Origin of the sequence: Flavobacterium sp. (assembly GCF_050696275.1) — a bacterium.
Classification (GTDB): Bacteria; Bacteroidota; Bacteroidia; order Flavobacteriales; family Flavobacteriaceae; genus Flavobacterium.
Map to the genome: position 1 here is coordinate 1 of NZ_JBOGUT010000028.1, position 19378 is coordinate 19378.

General features: G+C 34.9%; 20 protein-coding genes. 6 read left to right on the forward strand and 14 right to left on the reverse strand.

What is annotated here, in order from left to right:
• Positions 1 to 136: 136 nt before the first annotated feature.
• The 11 genes from ACRDEC_RS13300 to ACRDEC_RS13350 form a co-directional block, all read right to left on the reverse strand.
• Positions 137 to 850 (reverse strand): DUF4369 domain-containing protein, encoded by a 714-nt coding sequence (locus tag ACRDEC_RS13300; protein ID WP_431498848.1) that lies wholly within the window; start codon positions 848 to 850, stop codon positions 137 to 139.
• Between the two features lie 85 nt (positions 851 to 935).
• Positions 936 to 2795, reverse strand: a complete 1860-nt coding sequence (locus ACRDEC_RS13305) for a peptidase M61 (protein WP_431498849.1) — start codon at positions 2793 to 2795, stop codon at positions 936 to 938.
• A gap of 90 nt (positions 2796 to 2885) precedes the next feature.
• Positions 2886 to 3164 (reverse strand): TIGR03643 family protein, encoded by a 279-nt coding sequence (locus tag ACRDEC_RS13310; RefSeq protein ID WP_431498850.1) that lies wholly within the window; start codon positions 3162 to 3164, stop codon positions 2886 to 2888.
• Positions 3165 to 3247: 83 nt separating this feature from the next.
• Positions 3248 to 4084: a sterol desaturase family protein gene (locus ACRDEC_RS13315; protein WP_431498851.1), complete on the reverse strand. Its 837-nt coding sequence runs from the start codon at positions 4082 to 4084 to the stop codon at positions 3248 to 3250.
• Between the two features lie 35 nt (positions 4085 to 4119).
• Entirely contained in the window at positions 4120 to 4722 is a 603-nt protein-coding gene (locus tag ACRDEC_RS13320; protein WP_431498852.1) for an alpha-ketoglutarate-dependent dioxygenase AlkB family protein, read from the reverse strand.
• A 65-nt stretch (positions 4723 to 4787) separates the two neighbouring features.
• A complete protein-coding gene (gene aqpZ / locus ACRDEC_RS13325) occupies positions 4788 to 5495 on the reverse strand; it encodes an aquaporin Z (RefSeq protein WP_431498853.1) in 708 nt (235 codons plus the stop codon).
• 37 nt (positions 5496 to 5532) lie between these two features.
• Positions 5533 to 5886: a DoxX family protein gene (locus tag ACRDEC_RS13330; RefSeq protein ID WP_431498854.1), complete on the reverse strand. Its 354-nt coding sequence runs from the start codon at positions 5884 to 5886 to the stop codon at positions 5533 to 5535.
• 56 nt (positions 5887 to 5942) lie between these two features.
• Positions 5943 to 6854, reverse strand: coding sequence for an EamA family transporter (locus tag ACRDEC_RS13335; RefSeq protein WP_431498855.1), 912 nt, complete (start codon positions 6852 to 6854; stop codon positions 5943 to 5945).
• A gap of 96 nt (positions 6855 to 6950) precedes the next feature.
• Positions 6951 to 7757, reverse strand: a complete 807-nt coding sequence (locus ACRDEC_RS13340) for a hypothetical protein (RefSeq protein WP_431498856.1) — start codon at positions 7755 to 7757, stop codon at positions 6951 to 6953.
• Between the two features lie 84 nt (positions 7758 to 7841).
• The gene (locus ACRDEC_RS13345) at positions 7842 to 8834 is read right to left on the reverse strand and encodes an inorganic phosphate transporter (RefSeq protein ID WP_431498857.1); all 993 of its coding nucleotides are present in this window, start codon (positions 8832 to 8834) and stop codon (positions 7842 to 7844) included.
• A 398-nt stretch (positions 8835 to 9232) separates the two neighbouring features.
• Positions 9233 to 9679: an SRPBCC family protein gene (locus tag ACRDEC_RS13350; RefSeq protein WP_431498858.1), complete on the reverse strand. Its 447-nt coding sequence runs from the start codon at positions 9677 to 9679 to the stop codon at positions 9233 to 9235.
• Positions 9680 to 9824: 145 nt separating this feature from the next.
• Between ACRDEC_RS13350 and ACRDEC_RS13355 the strand changes: the two genes are divergently transcribed.
• Positions 9825 to 10412: a murein L,D-transpeptidase catalytic domain-containing protein gene (locus ACRDEC_RS13355; protein ID WP_431498859.1), complete on the forward strand. Its 588-nt coding sequence runs from the start codon at positions 9825 to 9827 to the stop codon at positions 10410 to 10412.
• Between the two features lie 64 nt (positions 10413 to 10476).
• On the opposite strand, the gene ACRDEC_RS13360 is transcribed toward ACRDEC_RS13355, so the two are convergent.
• Genes ACRDEC_RS13360 through ACRDEC_RS13370 form a run of 3 tightly spaced genes read right to left on the reverse strand, consistent with a single transcriptional unit; the run spans position 10477 to position 12468 of the window.
• Positions 10477 to 11664: a hypothetical protein gene (locus ACRDEC_RS13360; protein ID WP_431498860.1), complete on the reverse strand. Its 1188-nt coding sequence runs from the start codon at positions 11662 to 11664 to the stop codon at positions 10477 to 10479.
• Positions 11661 to 12014 (reverse strand): hypothetical protein, encoded by a 354-nt coding sequence (locus tag ACRDEC_RS13365; protein WP_431498861.1) that lies wholly within the window; start codon positions 12012 to 12014, stop codon positions 11661 to 11663. Before ACRDEC_RS13365 ends, ACRDEC_RS13360 begins: the two co-directional genes overlap by 4 nt.
• 25 nt (positions 12015 to 12039) lie before the next feature.
• Positions 12040 to 12468 carry a hypothetical protein gene (locus ACRDEC_RS13370; protein WP_431498862.1) on the reverse strand — a complete coding sequence of 143 codons (429 nt, stop codon included), beginning with the start codon at positions 12466 to 12468 and terminating at the stop codon, positions 12040 to 12042.
• Positions 12469 to 13073: 605 nt separating this feature from the next.
• On the opposite strand from ACRDEC_RS13370, the gene ACRDEC_RS13375 reads away from it, so the two are divergent.
• The 5 genes from ACRDEC_RS13375 to ACRDEC_RS13395 all read left to right on the forward strand — a co-directional run bounded on the left by ACRDEC_RS13375 (position 13074) and on the right by ACRDEC_RS13395 (position 19373).
• Positions 13074 to 15617 (forward strand): fibronectin type III domain-containing protein, encoded by a 2544-nt coding sequence (locus ACRDEC_RS13375; protein WP_431498863.1) that lies wholly within the window; start codon positions 13074 to 13076, stop codon positions 15615 to 15617.
• Between the two features lie 89 nt (positions 15618 to 15706).
• Complete coding sequence (locus tag ACRDEC_RS13380; RefSeq protein WP_431498864.1) at positions 15707 to 16678, forward strand: toxin-antitoxin system YwqK family antitoxin; 972 nt, start codon at positions 15707 to 15709, stop codon at positions 16676 to 16678.
• A 101-nt stretch (positions 16679 to 16779) separates the two neighbouring features.
• Positions 16780 to 17829 (forward strand): TonB-dependent receptor domain-containing protein, encoded by a 1050-nt coding sequence (locus ACRDEC_RS13385; protein WP_431498865.1) that lies wholly within the window; start codon positions 16780 to 16782, stop codon positions 17827 to 17829.
• Between the two features lie 240 nt (positions 17830 to 18069).
• The gene (locus tag ACRDEC_RS13390) at positions 18070 to 18735 is read left to right on the forward strand and encodes a hypothetical protein (RefSeq protein ID WP_431498866.1); all 666 of its coding nucleotides are present in this window, start codon (positions 18070 to 18072) and stop codon (positions 18733 to 18735) included.
• A gap of 65 nt (positions 18736 to 18800) precedes the next feature.
• Positions 18801 to 19373, forward strand: coding sequence for a hypothetical protein (locus tag ACRDEC_RS13395; RefSeq protein ID WP_431498867.1), 573 nt, complete (start codon positions 18801 to 18803; stop codon positions 19371 to 19373).
• The last annotated feature ends 5 nt before the right edge of the window (positions 19374 to 19378 follow it).

Sequence of the window (19378 nt, forward strand, 5' to 3'; positions counted from 1 at the left end):
TAAAAGACCACATTTGAGTTTAAATATGAAAACACCTAACTTTGTATATGAAAAAACCAGTGAAGTTAACTTCACTGGTTTTAATTAATTTATTGTAAAACTTGTCAACCTATTTTAGGACGACTCACTTACGATTTTATTCTTTTTCTTTCTTTTTTCTTTCTGCAAGAAATTCGTTCAATTTCTTACCGTATTTTGACTTTGCTACTTGTGGAGTCATTGATTTTTGAATAGTATCCAAATATTTAATGTTCATGTCATAAATATCGGTTAGAGCAATGTATGGAGCTACTTCGTGATCCGCATTTGTTAAGGCAAAATTGGCTGCATACAAGTAACGTCTTTTTAAAAGAGCATCTTGATTTACCTTGTTTTCAGGAGAGATTACGGTTTTGTTTTTAAATGCCATCAATTCGTCTTTAACTAAGTCCAATTGCTGATCGTTGAATTTAGAAACAATCGATTTGTACTGGTCATACAATTCCTGGTTTTTCGAACCGGTTACTTTCGCTTTGCTTAAAAAGAATTCCAAATCGGAATCAATGTTTATTTTTCCTGGTTCAGCGAAGAAAAGCAGGTTGTTGTCAATGGAGTTCGAAACGCCTCGGTCTAAAAATAAATACAACATTTCCGGAGAATCTAATTGTATTGTGCTTTCAAAAGTTGATTTTCCGTTAAGGACAATTGTGTCAAGAGCGACTAAAGTAGTGTCTTGAACTCTTTGAATGTATAATTTCCCTTTTTTAAGCCCTTTTATGGTTCCGGTAATCTCGAGGTTACCTTCTGTTTTTTTATCGCTACAGGAGGCTAAAATAGCCAATGAGCATATGGCAATTATGAATTTGTGCATGATTTTTTTAATTTGTCGCAAAATAATAAAAAAATCCTCAAATTGAGTTACAAAATGAGGATTTAATATTAGGAGTTTTTCAGGATTATCCTTTTAACCAAGCTTCTTTTAATGCTTTTTTACTTGCATCAGTTGCTTGATAGCCATCAACTTCTTCATATGGCAATTTAATTTTCCCTTTTAATTCAGTTTCTTTACCATCACGTTTAATTTTAACTGTAATAGCATCGTTTTCTTTCCAATTCTGACTTTCCATAATTAAATCATAGATATTGTCAAGATTATAATTCTTATTGTTTATAGCAGTAATAACATCTCCATTTTTAATACCCAACACTGAATAGAACTCAGGTAAGTCAATTCCTGGAAGCATCATGATTTCTTTAGTTTCAGGGTTTACCGTGATATAAGGGGTTTGTCCTTTTAGGAAAACGTTTCCTGGTTTTTTTGTTTTAGCTTCTGTTACGCCCATTTTTGCGAAATATTTTTCGTAAGGAATCGGAGTTGGTCCATTAACATATGTGTCAAGAAAAGTTTTTACTTCAGGATAGGTAAATGCTGTGATTTTATCGAATAATTCATCATCGTTAAATGGTTTGTTTGGTCCGTATTCGTTCGTCAGTTTTTGCATTAAATCAAGAATTCCTCTTTCTCCATGACTGTTTTCTCTGATGATAATATCAATACACATGCCTATTAAAGCTCCTTTTTGATATACATTCAGGTATTGGTCTTTGTAAGGTTGTGTTAACACATTGGCACTCATTGTGGTAAATGGCATAGTGTCGTTCATAGTTGATGCCTGACGGATCTTGTCTGACATACGGTTGTAAAAATCTTCTTCAGATATTAACCCTTGATTTACCTGGAATAAATTGGCAAAATATTCAGTCACACCTTCATACATCCATAAATGCTTAGACATTTTCGGATTGTTGAAATCAAAATTATGGATTTCGTTTGAATGTACGCCAAGAGGTGTTACAATATGGAAGAACTCATGAGAAACAACATCTTTCAATTGTTCCGCCATTTCCTCAGCTGGCATCATCTCCGGCATTACAACTGTTGTAGAAGTAGGATGTTCTAAAGCACCAAAACCTTTGGCATCCTGTTTTTTCATATCGGAAAGATACAATAAGACAGCGTATTTTTTATTGTTATTGATGGATCCTAAAAATTTCTTTTGAGCACGCATCATTGTTTCCATTGCAGGTGTGATATCAGCTGCTTTGTAGGTTCCGTTTGGCGAATAAACACTGATAAGAATCTCCATATTATCTACTTTGAAAATAGTGTAATTTGGTTTGGAGTACATAATAGGGTGTTCAACTAACTCTGCATAGCGAGCTGTTTTGAAAACATCTTTAGAAGCGCTTGCATCTAAATCATCCATTGATGTTGCTCCAAATAATGCCTCAGGATGCAAAACAGTTGTAGTGTATGGAGTTGCAAGTTTATCTGAAAAATAGCCTACAAACCCATGTGTGTTCAGCATGTAATTTTCAGGCGAAATATTGGTTCCTGCAGGCGAAAATACGTCTGAATCATTTCCAAAACCACCGCCTTTTTCAGTATCATAAGTGTCGTTTACCCAATAGGTAACTTTGCCTAATTTTTTTGCATCGGCAATTTTCCATGAGTTCTGATCAACATTAGTAACAGTAAGAGGGTTGCCTTTTGTGTCAAATGCCTTTACATTTTCTATATATTTTCCATAATTATCTGTTGAATAGGTTCCCGGAACAGTTTTAGGAATGCTGAAAGTAACAATGTCCTGATTACTTGGTGAAGGCACAAGAGTCACCATTACCTTATCGTCTTTTGGATTGTTTAAGTCAATCGTAACTTGAACCTCAGGACTTGTAGTCGCCTTGCTTGTTTGCGCTGTTTTGCAACTTAGCAGTAAGCTGGCAATTGCAACCGAACAGATTATTTTTTTCATAATTTATTTGTATTGATTCAGTATTTGTATTGTTTTTGTGTTTTATGTTACATAAAGAATAAAAAACTCCTGAGGAACAGGAGTTAAAATTTAGTCAAATTTATTTTTTAAATAGTATTTCCCGTCCAGATCTTCATCGAATTCGTCGATGTTAACCTGTTTCGGTTTCGGTTTCGCTGCTGTTACTTTTTTCTTCCAAAGTTCAAATTTGTCCTTTGGTAATCGTTTTCTCATCAATTCGGTAATTTCATTTTCTGAAATTCCAAATTCTTCTTTAATTGCTTCAAAAGGTTTACGTTCCTCTTGCGCCATGCTCACTAGCCTTTCTAAGTTTTCTTTGTCTAGTTCAGCTATTTTACTTTTTCTCATTCCTCAATGATTAATTCAATAATAATAGTTGCAAAATTGTATTTCAATATTAATAAAAAACCTAAGATTAAAAAACATTTTTTTTAATTTTTTGATTCTGTTACCAGAGTTCGATATCCTTCAAGCGGGATTTTTAATAAACGTGAGAGTTTATTGTTTTCCTCGTGTGTCATATGTGTATCTACACCGTATATAATTTGGTCCATCGGCAAAACTAAAAAAGTACCAAATAGCCTGTCCCAAACCGAAAAAATATTACCATAATTACTGTCAGTATAAGGTAAAATATAATGATGGTGCACTTTGTGCATATTTGGTGAAACAATCAGATAACTGATTATAGTATCTAATTTCTTTGGTAAAGTGATATTGGCGTGGTTAAACTGGGACAGAAATACTGAAAGCGATTGGTATAAAAAGAATAACCAAATAGGTGCCCCAACGATAATAACAGCCAAAAGAGTAAACACAAACCGAATGATACTTTCTCCCGGATGATGCCTGTTTGCTGAAGTTGTATCAATCCAGGTATCTGTATGATGTATCAGGTGAAACTGCCACAATGTTTTGGTTTTGTGCTGTACGTAATGGGCTAGGTAGGCGCCAATTAAATCCATCAGAAGCAAACCGATTATAGCTTGAAGCCATAGTGATTGTACTGAAAGCCAATACAATATTCCAAAATGATTCTGAGTAACCCAAATGGATATGCCGTACAATAAAAAGGCCAGAGAAAAGTTGACCAGAATGGTGGTTATTGTAAAAAAGAAATTAATGCCGGCATGATGCCATTTTTTATATTCAAACCTAAAAAGAGGAAATCCGTTTTCTATAATCCAAAAAAGTGTAATCCCACCTATTAAAAGCAGGCTCCTATGTGAGGAAGGAATAGTTTGAAAGTAAGCTATAATTTCGTTCATTGGGGATTTGTTTATATCAAATTTAGCAAAAAATATTATTTGATTATTCTAAAAGTGAGATTAATTCTTACCCCAATCGGTTTTGTGATTTTTGGTATCTGGTGTTTCCAGAAATGCTGTGTACTGCCTTTCATAATAAGCAGACTTCCATGCTGAAGCAAGATATTTTGCTTGGCTTCTTTGTCTGTATTATGTTTGAGCTGAAACATTCTTTCAGCACCAAAAGTTACGGAAGCAATAATCGGATTTCGACCTAATTCTCTTTCATTATCTGCATGCCAGCCGTTACTGTCTTTTCCGTCCCGGTATTTGTTGAGTAAAACGGTAGTAAAGTTTTCATTGCAGATTTTTTCAATTTCGTCTTTAATATGCATGATAAGCGGTGACCAAACGTGAGGCTGCATAATAATGCCCGAATATCCATAAGGTTTGCCTTCGTTTCCATACAGAGCTGTTAATCTTGGCTGCGGATGTGTTTTTCCAAAAACGGTAATGTTATCCTGTTGCCAGGGAATTTCGTTTTTTAATTTCTCGAAGAGCTCATTGGCTTTTGCCGTAGAAAAGAAATTCGGATAGTATTCGATTGCTGCATCTGGAAGATGGAAAGTGATTTTTTCTTCTGGAAATAAAGAGTTCATATTTCAAAAATATAAAAAAAAGCGATGGAAAATCCACCGCTGATTAATACATCTTATTTAAATGACTATTCTGTTTCGTTTTTCTGTAACAACGTTTTATATAAATATCCGCCCAGCAGCGCTCCGGCAATAGGAGCTGCCCAAAACAACCAAACCTGATATAAAGGTTCACCACCTGCAAAGACTGCCTGTGATAAAGATCGTGCCGGATTTACAGATGTGTTAGTGATAGGAATACTTACCAGATGTATCAATGTAAGTCCTAAACCGATAGCTACTCCGGCTACTTTTCCATTAGCAAATTTGTCTGTAGCCCCTAAAATGATTATTAAGAAGAACATGGTCAGGATGAATTCTGCTAAAAAAGCAGATCCCATGCCGTATCCATCGGGTGAGAAGGCCCCAAATCCGTTTGAGGCAAAAGCTCCTGCTTTGGTATTGTCAATAGCAAATCCTGGCTTTCCGCTAAGAATTAAGAACAATGTTCCTGCAGCTAAAATGGCTCCTGCACATTGTGAAAGTATGTAAGGAAACAATTCTTTGGATGAAAATCTTCCTCCAGCCCATAGTCCTATAGAAACGGCCGGATTAAAATGCCCCCCTGAAATGTGCCCTACCGCATAAGCCATTGTTAAAACGGTTAAACCAAATGCCAATGCCACACCGGCAAATCCAATTCCTAAATCCGGGAATCCGGCAGCAAATAATGCACTTCCGCATCCTCCAAAAACTAACCAATACGTTCCAAAAAATTCTGCAAATAGTTTTTTCATAGTAATAAAGTTTGATTGTTGGTTAAAAAAATAGCTTTTACGTATATAAATAAGCCCATATGATTAAGACAATCTGTAAGGGTAATCTAATTAGCCGAAGCTTTTTGGACAAACCCAAACCTGCATTGTCATTTTGATACATATATAAATTTGCCGGAAAAATAAAGACCAGTAATGCAATGATTCCCCAAGCTGCATATTTTGAGAGCAAAGGGATGCAAAGAAAGATTCCCAATAGAATTTCAGCAAAACCGCTTAAAAAATTCAGCATTTTAGGATGGGAAAAATAAGGAGGGATGATTTTTAAGTATAGCCTTGGCTTTCTGAAATGATTGATTCCTGCTATAACATACAGGAAAGCCATTACATATAAATGCCAGGGTAAATTCATATTATAAATTATTTCTTACGAATTTACTTAAAAAAATCTAAAAAACAGAAATGTAGCTACTTCTTTTGAAATTGAATATTCATTATGGCAATTGCGAGAATAATCAGAATGATTCCAACCCATTGGTAAAATACTACCGGTTCTTTTAGAATAAGGAATGCCATGGTTACCGAAACTGGTAATTCCAACGAAGCAACAATACTCCCTAATCCGATTCCTGTATGCGGAAATCCGGCATTCATTAATATGGGTGGAATAACCGTACCAAACAATGCCAGTAAGATTCCCCATTTAAAGAAAATATCATAGTTAAATGGTGTAGTTTGTGTATAAACAGCAAAAATAAAAACGATTACCGCGCCGCCAAAAAGCATATACAAACTGCGCTGTGCTGATGAAATATCAATAGCTACTCTATTTGCTGTAAACATTGTTGTAGTGAAAGAGGCTGCAGCCAATAATCCTAAAATAATACCACGCCAATCTAAAGCAGTTTGGTTTTGAAGTAGGTTGGTAGCCAAAACCGTTCCTAATAAAACAATCCCGACGGCAGTGATTTTTATTGCAGAAGGTTTTCTTTTCTCTAAAATAATCTCCAGTAAAACTCCCATCCAAACCGTTTGCATCAATAATACAATTCCAATCGAAACCGGAATGTATTTTACTGCCAGATAATAGAATATGCTTGTTAATCCTGTAGAGGTTCCAGCAATCATAAGCTGAGTTATGTTCTTTTTGGAGGCTTTAGTTACTTCGCTTCCTTTTTTCATCTTTTGGAAAGCATTGATCAGAAGTACCATCAAAATACCTAATACGAATTGAGCTGTGATTACTTCTGCGGGTGTAAAAGGGAGGCCGGTTATACCTTTATCATCGTAAGCCAGTTTTACAAAAGTGGCTAACATACCATAGCTGGTTGCGCCTAAACCTACTAATAAAACTCCTTTTAATACACTATTGTTTGTCATTATCTTCTAAATTTAAAAAGCCGACAAAGATAGAATTTAGTTGGGAGTTATAAATTATTAGTAGGTTTTTTTATTAAAAAGTAAGCAATAAAAATATTAGCGTCGCCCTCTTCGGGTATTTTTTACCGCTTTTACATGCCCATGTCTGCTTTTGTGCACTATTGTTGTATTCTTACGATTTTTGACTACCAATGTAGAAGTATGTCTTTTAGGAGCATATACTTTTTGAGCAAGAACGACACGATGTGAAGGAGTTTTATGGTAATATACCCTGTGAGGAGCACATCTTTTATAGAAAACACTATGATGGCATACTCTCCATGGCTTCCACCAGCGAGGATAATACGCCCAGCGGTGCGGAGAAACCCAAACGACATAACCGGGAGCGTAAAGAAAACGGACACTTGGCCAAAACCAAACATTCACCACTATCCTGTTTATGCTGATTTCAGGCATGGCAGGTCCTGATTTTTGATTATTCATGCTTTGTGTAATTTCATAGGGTTCAACAATGGTATTGGCGGCATACAATTCGTCGTCACCGGTGATTTCAAGTACAGCTTCTGCTTCACCGGTTCTTTCAATACCAATGGTGGCAATATCTTGCTTTTGATTTTCACTAACGTAAGTGCTTAAAACAATTACATGAGTATTATTTTCTTTGATGTCTTCTACTACAATATAGTCTGTCTGACCATCACTGTTGAGGTCAAGATTATTTACATTGCTGTTCTCGTCGTTAATTTTCTTTTCAAATTCTTCTAATGAATTGGATTTTTTAAAAACGGCTAATGCACCTTCTAAACTGAAGTCTTCTCCAGTTACTTCAGGTTTGTCGTTTTCTTGGCTAAATCCTGAAGTTATTCCCAAAACGACTAGCAGGATGGTGGTTATTTTTTTCATAGTCTTTTAATTTATAGGGTAAGACTATCGAAATAGGGAAAGGTTTAAAATTATCCTGAATGAGGATTGTTTTAGGTTCCAGATTCAAGGATTGAAAGCAAAATCGGTAAGAAAATAAATTAAGGCCGACATTATAGATGTTACAGGAATTGTAATTATCCAGGCAATAATTATATTTCTAGTAAGGCCCCATCTTACAGCGGATAGTCTTCTTATAGAACCTGTTCCAATAATGCATCCAGCAATTGTATGGGTTGTGCTTACGGGTATTCCCAATATACTTGTCGAAAATAGGGTTATGGCTCCACCAGTTTCTGCACTGAAACCTTGGAAGGATCCGATATGTGTTAATTTTGATGCCATTGTTTTTACAATTCTCCAGCCTCCCAATAAAGTACCCACAGCCATTGCTGAGTGACAAGTAATTACCACCCAGAAAGGGATGCTGTCATTAGGCGTCAAATGGCCTGAAGCAATCAATGCCACAAAAATAATTCCCATGATTTTTTGGGCATCATTGGACCCGTGTCCGATACTGTATGCTGCGGCAGAGATAAGTTGCAAGCGTCTGAACATTTTGTTTGTAGGCTGGTATGCCCTATTTTTGCAGACATGCATTAAAATCAGAGATATTGTTATGGATACGACAGCACCTAGTAAAGGTGCTACTATTATAAAAATGATAATTTTTAGTATTTCGGAATAAAAAACAGATGCAAAACCTGCGGAAGCTATAGCCGCTCCTACAAAACCGCCAATTAGCGTATGTGAGGAACTGGAAGGTATGCCAAAATACCAAGTCAGTAAATTCCAGATAATCGCTGCAATAAGTCCGCACATTATTATCTGTAATGTTACTATTTCCGGATTTACAATTCCTTTGCCTATGGTATTGGCAACATGTAGTCCGAAGATTAAAAATGCAATAAAATTGAAGAAAGCTGCCCAAACTACAGCTTGTACAGGACTTAAAACTCTTGTGGCTACAATTGTTGCAATAGAATTGGCTGCGTCATGAAATCCGTTTATGACATCAAATAGTAGTGCTAAAGATATGATAACCAGTAAAAAGGTCATGACTGAACTTTCAAAGTTTATTACATTCTAATTTGTAGTCAAATTTTCGTTTCAATTGCATTTAAAAGTAAAGCAATTTACTTTCGTGAGGCACAACACTATAAACTCAAACTTAATAGGTCTTCACAAGATATAATTGTCAGCATGAATTTACGAAAAAATTTAGAATTTCAGTTATTTTCCATGTAAAGTTACCGTTAAGAATGAAAAGGTTTAATGTCGAAAATATTTTTTAAATATGTTCTGATATTCTAAAACCAGCTTCTAAAATCTTTTTATTGAATTAGTAATCCAGTTGCAGATTTGAAATTCTTCGGCTTTTCTAATTCCTGTTTGAAAAAGAACAAGGATTTACCCTTTTGGCACAATGTATCTTGTCTTACAATTATTATTGTTTGTTATCCATTTAATTTTTCGGCTATTTCCTTTACCAAAGTCAATCCTTTTGGAAATGCTCCTTTGAAATAGTCAGCATACTTTTCTGTGATATCCAAATCGACCTGAAGTGTAGTCGTTCCATTGTTTTCGGATAAAGTATAATTTTCTCGGGCACCTGACCATTGCCTGGTTTCGTCATTGAGAGGTTGCTCTTCGAAGTTTTTGATTTCTCCAATATGTGAAAAAAACATTTTCTTATTAGGAACCAGTGTTTCGATGGTACTATACATTCCATCTCCGGCTGGTGCCAAAAAATGGACTCTGCTGCCTTCTTTCCAATCCGTTTTTGCATAAGAACCATCACAGAAAGCAGTGGTCCATTGTCTATAATTCTGATCCTCCCATAAAGCCTTCCAAACGGTGGCTGCGGAAGCATTTATCTCGATTTTAAATTCCAGATTTTCCATAATTAGAGTGTTTATCCAAATATACAAAACTTTAGAATGTGGACAAAGTGAAAATTAATAAGCAGTACGTTCCGGTAAACTTTGAAACGTTGCTATATGGCATAGATTTTGTTGCTGAATTATTTCAAAAATATCCCCTTCTTTTATGAAAATAGTAAGCCTTCTGTTAGTCCTTTCTTTTGTTTGTTGTAACAATTCGAAAGTAGAGAAAAAAAATTATAACAGTTATCATTTAAGTGCCAAAAAGTATTGCCAGGACAACCAATTTAATGAGGATTTTTATTTTTTAATCGATTTAAGCGTTCATTCCGGGAAAAACAGATTTTATGTTTATGACTTCAATCAATCTAAAATAGTTGATGAAAATCTTGTAACTCATGGCGCTTGTGATCATTTTGATACTAACCTGAATAAATATAAGAAAGCAAAATTCAGTAACAGAATAGACAGCCATTGTTCGATGAAAGGGAAATATAAAATCGGTAAAAGAGATTACAGTTCGTGGGGCATCCGTGTAAAATATTGGTTAGATGGTTTAGAACAATCGAATAAAAATGCGGTGGAACGTGTTGTGGTTCTTCATTCCTGGGAAGCTGTAGCAAATGAAGAAATATTCCCGGATTATAGCCCGTTAAGTTGGGGATGTCCGGCAGTTTCCGATGCTTTTATGAAAAAACTGGATACCAAGCTGAAGACTATAAAGAAACCGGTATTGCTTTGGATAATTGAATAGAAACCAAAAGTAAAACCCCAAAAACAATAAGTCTTGGGGCTTTGTATGTTGGGAATTGTAATCCTTAATTTGATTTCTGGAATTGCCGGTTAAAAATCGCATAATTGACTCCAAGTATAGAAAAGAAAGCTGTTTTAGACAATACCGGATCATCAAATTCCTTGCCTATACTCAGGTTAAGACTGATGTCTTCTGCAACGGTATAAGAAAATTGAGCAGCAATCCTGTAGGTAAAGTTTTTCTCAAGGCGGATTATTGGATCTCCGTTGCTGTTGAGGTCAGGGATTTCCGTTCTGTACCATCGTATCATGGATTCGAGAGAAATATTAAAATCTTTTTCCAGTCTGATATAACTGAATCCAAGATCGGAATTAACAGACGTAGTGTCTCCGGTTGAAGTCATTATTCTTCCGGTTGCGGTCCAGGCATCTTTTTCGGTAATATAATAATTGGCATTAATCCAAAAACCCATTTTCTGGAAAGCCTGATTTCCGGTGGTATTTATAAATTTTGAGGCAGCAGCGGCCTCCAGACTGAACCCAGTCCGCTTGTTCTCCATTTCTATGATTCTGTTCGCTAATTCTTTCCTTTCCTGCTGATAAGAAACCTCAAGAGCTTCGCAAAATGCACTTACAGAAAGCGAGGAGTTTTTTTTCAGATTGTCAGCCCGTTGCTTCAAATCAGTAATTTGAGATTCATCAATCTTAGGGATTGTGTTTTCTTTCAGCCAATTGATAATAGACTCAAGAGCTTTGTCTTTTGTATCGAAAGAATCATCGGTTTTTGCATTAACAATGATGCTGTTGATAGTTTCCAGTTGCAGCATTTCATTCTCTGCTATTTTAAATTGATTACTCAATGCTCCTTTTACAATCTCGAATCGCAAACCAAGTCCCAGATTATTGTTTCCATTGACGGTATCTTTTACTGTTGCAGCAGAAAGCGATAATGTTTGCAGGATGGTTTGAAAGGTTCCGGGATTGAGGTATTCTTCTCTAGTCAGTTTTGACCTGCTTTTCAGCCAGTAGGGTGTTACTTCAAGCCCCATATTCATTAATAAATGGCCTTCCTGATCGAAAGAATTCAATAAATCAGTAGATAACTTTTTTGTTGAAGTAGGACGCATCACTGAAGCCGGTTCATAGTCCAATATACTGAAAGCAGGAGTATTTGGGATACGTAAATCCTGACTGAATAATCCTGAACAGAAGAATAATGCAATTAAAACGAGTAGTCTGTTTGCGTTTCTCATTTTTCCATAGTTATTTTAATAATATAGCAGGCAGTGTCTAAATGTGCAGGCAATTCTTCCTCGTATAAGTATTCTGTATTTGTACCGTTTTCTGTGATTGTGACTGTTACATTCGTCCAGTTTGTCTGTGGGAGTTTGTCCTGAATAGTGGCTATGATTTTTATTATTTTGCCATTGCAGGAATCTGCGGTTCCAACATTAACGGTTTCATTGGCTCCTAAGAGTTTCTGTCCTTTAAAAATCACATAACTGCCACCTTGTCCATTAAATGAAGGTGCAGAAATAGTAATAGCACCGTTTTCCGTCTTTAATTTATAGAGTTCTTGCTTTTTATAGTATGAAGTTGCCATAGTTTATAATTTAAATTTCCTTGTTTTATAATTCAGATTTTGGTCTGTCAGGTCTTTCCATATATACTATTGGTATAAACAAAGTGTATAATATTAAAATAACCGAAGCTATAAAAGATACTGGAACGGTATCTATTTCTTTAATTGGAGATCCGGTTGCAAAAGCCCAGATTAAAAACCCAAAAGTGGTAAATATGACTTGGCTTTTTTTGGTAACTAAAGAAATTCTAATGGAATATAAAGGAGTTATAACCAGCAATAAGGCAATTACGATCCAGAGTATTAAGTTTTCATGCTGGCTTTTTATTCCTGTTACCAATCCATAAATAGTCACATAGGCCGCTATAATTTCTGAAGGAATTAATTTAACCAGCTTTTCTTTGTAATTATCAGCTTTTTTTGGACTTCCTCCAAGGGTTTCTATATCCTTATTCGTTTTAATTTCCCGGGTCATATGCTACTGTTTAGCTTCCGCTTTTGGTTTAACCGTTTTGATGTTTTCTAAAGTCTTGTGTTACCTGATTCTATTTATTTGGAATTTTAAAATTAGGCATCAAAACAGAAAAAGACATCAAGACAGCGTTATGTTAAAGATATTATTCTATTAACTGCAAATGTGTGAAATAATTTACAAATAAATAGCATAGTTCTGTTTTTTCCGCCCAGTTATTCAAAGATTTTATTTACAGATAGGTAAATCAAGAAGTTTATTAACACTCGTTTGCAGACTAAAATTAGTCATATAAAAAAAAGCTGACCGAGGTTTTTCCTTATAATTTGTTAAGATTTTTAGATTTTTCTCTTTGGAGAAATCAAATTATAATCATGCTATAGAATAATTTATTTTTAATAAAAATAATCTTACGTTTACTTAATTATTTGTTAAATAAAGAGCAATAGAAATGTCTTAATTGTATGAAAATCAGAGATGTGAATTACTATTAGTTGTTCTTTTTTTAACAATTAAATAAACTCTCGTTTTTTACTATTTATAAATAATGGCTTTATTTTGCTGTATATATTTAATATTTGTAAACAAACGAAAAACAGTAAACCAAAATGAAAAAATTATTCACATTATTGTTATTATCGGGAACGTATCTCGGTATGGGGCAAACTAGTTTTGTTCCCGGGGATTGGACAAGTTCTTTATCCGGGTATTGGAATTTTGATAATAGTGCCAATCTTGTTCAGGCACAAGTAGGTGCCAATCTTGCAGCACAAGGGTCTTTTACACAAGTTGCAGGGCCTACAGTTTCCAATTTTGCCGTTAGGAAAACAGTTGGTAATTATTTTAAATGCACACATGGTGTATCTAATTATGGGCAAACCTATCCTAACAAATATTCGGTTATGATTGACTTCAAGGTACCGTCAATAGGTCAGTATTACAGTTTTATTCAAACCAATCAAGGGAATGGAAACGACGGAGATTTGTTTATCAATCCGGCAGGAAAAATAGGGGTTACTGCTTTGACGTATTCCAATTCAACTGTTCTGCCAAATGAATGGTATCGTTTGGTTGTTACTGTCGATGTAGGTAATGAAATAAAAATGTATGTTGATGGGCAACTGTGGAATCCGGGCCTTCCCAATACACTAAATGGTCGTTATGCTTTAGATCCTTTATTATTGCTTTTGGCCGATGATAACGGAGAAGATAACCAAATGGATGTTGCTGCTATAGGAGTTTTCAATAGAGCTTTGACAGCAGCGGAAGTAACAACTATTGGAGGATATGGACATACTCCAGCACCGGTGTCTACTGGAATGAATCCTTATTTGCAGACTGCTACACCAACATCCACTTATATTTCCTGGCATTCTACTAATACGGCACAAAATCCCGTAGTAAAATTCGGAACAAGCAGTGCTAATCTGAACCAAACGACTTCAGGAACATGGGAAAGAATAAATTCTTCGGCAAATTACTACTGGCATACCGTTAAATTAACAGGTTTGCAGCCTGATACTGAGTATTTTTACCAATGCTATAATGGTACAACGGCCTCATCAGTTAATGCTTTTAGAACACCTGCACTAAGAAGTGCCTTAAATCAGCATATCAGAATGGTTCTTTTGGGAGATAACAGAACTGATGTAGCTAAAACAACGCAAAATGTACAGCAAATTAAAAGTAAGCTGGTAGAATTGTATGGTCCCAACTTTTACAATTCGGTAGATTTAATCTTAAACTGTGGAGATATCGTTTCTACCGGGTCAGTGGTGAGTCAATATACAGATGAATATTTTACTCCTTTTGCTCCTTTGACGGCTTCCATCCCAACCATGATCAGTATTGGTAATCACGAAGGAGATTCGTTAAATTTCTTTAAATATATGAAGTATGAAGAATTAACTAACGGTTATCCTGCCGGACATACATACAATGAAAAATTCTACAATTATATTTATGGCAATACTCAGATTTTAGCAGTTAATGGCAATTCCGGATATAAAGTAAGCGATCAGATTAATTGGATAGATGCCAGATTACAAGAGTCGAATAACAACGCTGATATTGACTTTGTATTTTCATTCTTACATCATCCGGGTCATAGCGAAATCTGGCCAGACGGGAACGAGGTTTTTGTACAAAATAGTATTCTTCCAAAATTAAAACAATATCCTAAAAACGCCTTACTTGCTTACGGTCATTCCCATAATTATGAAAGAGGAGTAACCGATATTACTACAGGAACTCACGATATGTATTTGGAATTGTCAGGAGGAGCAGGGTCAGCATTAGATCGTTGGGGTATGTATGGTAATCAAACGGATTATCCTGAAATAAAAGTAAGTAAAGATATTTATTCCTGGACTTTACTGGATATTGATGTAGACAATAAATCGTTTAATGCGAAGACGTTTAGTTTTGGAAACAGCAACAGGCCGGTAGTAAATGAATTAGTCGATGAATTTCATTTGAATTTAAATCAGGCAAAGCCACAAACGCCAACTGCAATCGGAATAGAAGGACAAACTACTTTAGCAGCGTCACCAATGGCAGGTGTTGATTTGCCGCAAACCTGTCATTTTCAGGTTACGGCTACTTCAGGAAATTACAACACATTATTAATTAATAAAGAACAGGATAAATATAATATTTATGATGATACTCGAGCGCCTAATTATACGCCAATAAACAAAAATGCTAATTTGAATATTTCTAAATTGAATGCTTCAACATACGGGCTTGTAACCGGGCAAACTTATTATTACAGAGTTCGTTACAGAGATGAAAATCTAAAATGGAGTTCTTGGTCAACAGAAAAAGCCTTTGTTTATAATCCTACGCTGGGTACAAAATCATATGCGGCTACCACCGAAGGAAATGGAAAGCTGAAGGTATACCCGAATCCTGCTGTTTCTCATGCAGAGATTACATTTGAACTGCCATCAGCATCAGAGAATGTGAAAATTGAATTGGCTGATTTGTCAGGAAAAACGATAGAAACCATTTTTAAAGGAAATTTAGATTACGGTTCACAAACGATTCCTTGGGATATCAGCAGTAAACTTAGTGTAGGAATGTATATCGTTAAACTGGCTTTTGACAATAAAAGCGAAACGTTTCAGGTACTTATCAATAGTAAAATATAAATTTCGGTAAGGAGATAAATCACAGGAGCAGGTAATCTGAATTTGCATAAAAGCTCTTGTGATTTTATTCTTTTTTAAATGACAGTAATATGATAAAATCAAAAATAATACTATTTATAGTTTTATTGTTTTGGGCAAATGAAATAACAGCTCAAAAGAATTCTGCTATTTTATCCGAAGAGAAAAAAGACGCTCTTTTTCCTGAAGAAATGAAAAAATCTAGGCAGGAAGGAAATCTGATAAACGGAATAAAAGAAGGACTCTGGACTATTTACTATTCTAATGGGAAAAAAGCATCTGAAGCGACTTATTTGAACGATAAATTACACGGTCCTTATATTTCATGGTTTGAAAACGGAAGCAAATGTACTGAAGGAAGTTATGATAATAATAAGGAAAATGGACTCTTTAAAAGTTATTATGAAGATGGGATACTGCAATCGGAAAAGAATTTCGATTACGGTATTTTATATGGAAAAGCAATTGAATATTATCCGAATGGGAAGCCTTTTAGAGAAGAATATCATAAGGAATATACGAAAACAGGACATTGGAAAAAATGGTATGAAAGCGGAGAGCTATTCTTTGAAGTAACCTACGAAAACGATATGCAGCAAGGAGAAGCTTCTACTTATTATCCCAATGGACAAATTAAAGAAAAAGGGCTTTTTGACCGTGATATGAAAATTGGTGCATGGTATTTTTATGATGAAGAGGGCAACATACTGGCAGAGCAGTTTTATAAAGGAGGAATGAAAACCGGTTTATGGAAATCTTTCTACCAAAACGGAAATTCGAAGGAAATCGCTAATTATATGGACGGCGAAAAACAGGGAGAATATTCTTTTTATTTTGAAAACGGGAATTTATATTCTCAAGGAACTTTTGAAAAAGACCTGACAAATGGTAATTGGATTGTTTATTCCGAAAATGGAAAGAAAAAGGAAAAAGGCACTTATTTTATGGGACAAAAATCAGGATCATGGAAATTTTATGATGAAAAAGGAAAGCTGTTTCTGAAAAAAATATTTGAAAAGCCAACAAGTATCCTTCAATATTAATCCGTTTTACAGCTAACTACAACTTTTAAAAACATCTTACTTTTTACTTATTTAATGAATCGATTTTTAGTAACTCTAATAGCAGTTTCCTTTTCTGCGACTTGTATATCACAAACATTTTCAGATACAACGGAAGTGATTATGATTTAACACTTGTTACACCGGGATGGGGCAGAGATCTTTATTTTAAAACAGGAAATAATGCTCTGTTTGCCGAAAATCGCTGGTTACTAACGGAACGATTTTCAATCAATACCGGAGCAAGAGTAGAAATTGGCAAAACTAATATGAGCGGAGTTATTACCTATTATCCGGATGAGGTATTGCCAAATACCATCAAGCACAAATTTCCATTATTTGGCGTATCGGCTCAATACGATGTTAACCGGAATATGAATTTTTATGCCGGATGGTCTGAAGCTTATCGACCTGTTATTTTTAAAGATATTATTCCTGCATCTGTTTATGAGTCAACTGATAAAAATCTGAAAGATGCCAATGGTTATAACACAGAAATAGGATTTAGAGGAAAATGGAAATCTTTAAAATGGGATGTGACCGGTTTTCATCTTCAATACAATAAACGCATGGGAACACTGGCAGGAACTGATGCCAATGGAAACATAACTGTTTTTAGAACGAATATTGGAGATTCTGAAACGAATGGTCTCGAATTGTTTTTGCAGGAAGACTTTTTATTAAGTGAGCGATTAAGTTTATCGTTGTTTACTTCAACTTCACTTATGAAAGCAAAATACCAGGATGCTACAATAAAATCAGGAAATACAAATGTTAGTATTGATGGTAAAAAAGTAGAAAGCGTTCCTTCCTGTATTACCAGAAATGGAGTTATTTTTAAATATGATTCGGTTAGTCTATTAGTGTTTTACAGTTATACATCCAAGAGTTTTGCAGATGCATTAAATACAGTCGAACCATCGGCAAACGGAGCTGTCGGCATAGTTCCTTCCTATCAATTGTTTGATTTAAATATTGGTATCCGTTTATTGGATAAAATAAAACTACAGTTGAATGGCAATAATATTTTTAATGCGCATTATTTTACCAAACGCCCACAGTTTTACCCTGGCCCGGGAATATGGCCGTCAGATGGTCGGACATTTTCAGGTACGGTAATTATAAAAATATAGTCATTTTTTAAACACATAATTAGTTGATTTTAACCCCTGTATGTAAGCACAAACAGGGGTTAACTTTTTATAAGGAAAAACCTTACTCGTTAAGGGTGAAAACACCCTTTTAAAATGGGTTATTGTCCTCTTTATCACTATTTTAAATGAAAGTACTTTTATCTATCATAAAATAAAGCATTTAAAATGGAGGAAGCCGAAAAGCCAAAAAAGAGTAGGTACTAAAAAAACATTAAAATTATGAAAACAAAAACACTGTTGCTTATTGGTACTATTGCCTTTGGGTTACTGCTACTTTCTCAGTGCAAGCCAAAGAAAATGCTGGTCTACAATGAAGACGGAAATTATATTGTAGACAATAATTTCCTGATTAAGGACACTAAGGAAATGTCCAGAACGGATATTGACGGTCTTATCGCTCTTGACAAGGAGTATGAGAAAATTGGAGGTGCCGGTTTCTTGAATTACATCGTTCATACGCAAAATATCCAGCACATTGCTCAAATCCAGCGCATTGCTAAAATTCAGGCTTGGGATCATTTGGCAAAATTTACAAAATTGAATATTATCCATAGAGGCTGCTTTGAAAGAGCTGATATTGATTGGAATAGTTTTGGTGATATTAAAGTAAGATTGGATAAAATACTATCTAAATACAAATACACATCTTTGGATGGAAACATCGGAATAACTGCCAACAAAATTGTAATTAATGCCGCCAAATTATCTGAAGAAGATATGGGGACTTTCAACCGTCTTACTGTTGTAGGTATTGATGAAAATAATATTTGCAATGATTATATGGGAACCAAGGCATTTAGCAGGTTACTGATAAGAACTACCAGAACTCCTTTTGATGAAAATTTAAACCAGCAGGTTATCAATGTTATCAAAAAATATCAATAATTACTAAAACAAGGGTTTATCAACATGGTTTGCCCTTGTTTTTACAATTAATAAAATACAAAAAAATGAAAAGAAAATGGCAGCTTTTTGGAATATTCCTTTTACTGTTTCTGGTATTCACTATTGGATTAAAAGGGACTTTTGACGGTTATTATGGTTTTTATTACGACAAAGAAGATTATAAAAAACCATTGGTCTATGAACTTTCAAATAAAATTGTTGAGCTTGCCCCGGTCAGCTTATTTACGGCTTACACAGGATTTGATACAGGTTACGGTTTTTTTGCGCCAAATGTAGCGAGTGATTTTGTGTTGCTTTTCGAGTTGAAAGATGCAAAAGGAAATGTTTTGGAAGAACGTATTATGCCGGGATTAAAGAGCAAAGAAGGTATCGTAAGATATACCTCCGTTTTTAATATGTTTATGGACAAAGTAGTTTCTTCCAAAAAGAAAAACGAATCCCAATACCATGAATACTTAGACATAGTGCTGAAGCAGATTGCTAAAAGCGTACTTAAAGAAAGTCCTAATGCTGCAAGATGCTCTGCCAAACTTTATCTGTATGATTATCCGAGCCTGGAGCGATATAAAAAAGGAGAAAAAACAGACAATCTGATCTTAGTAAGTCAAATTAAATAAGCAAA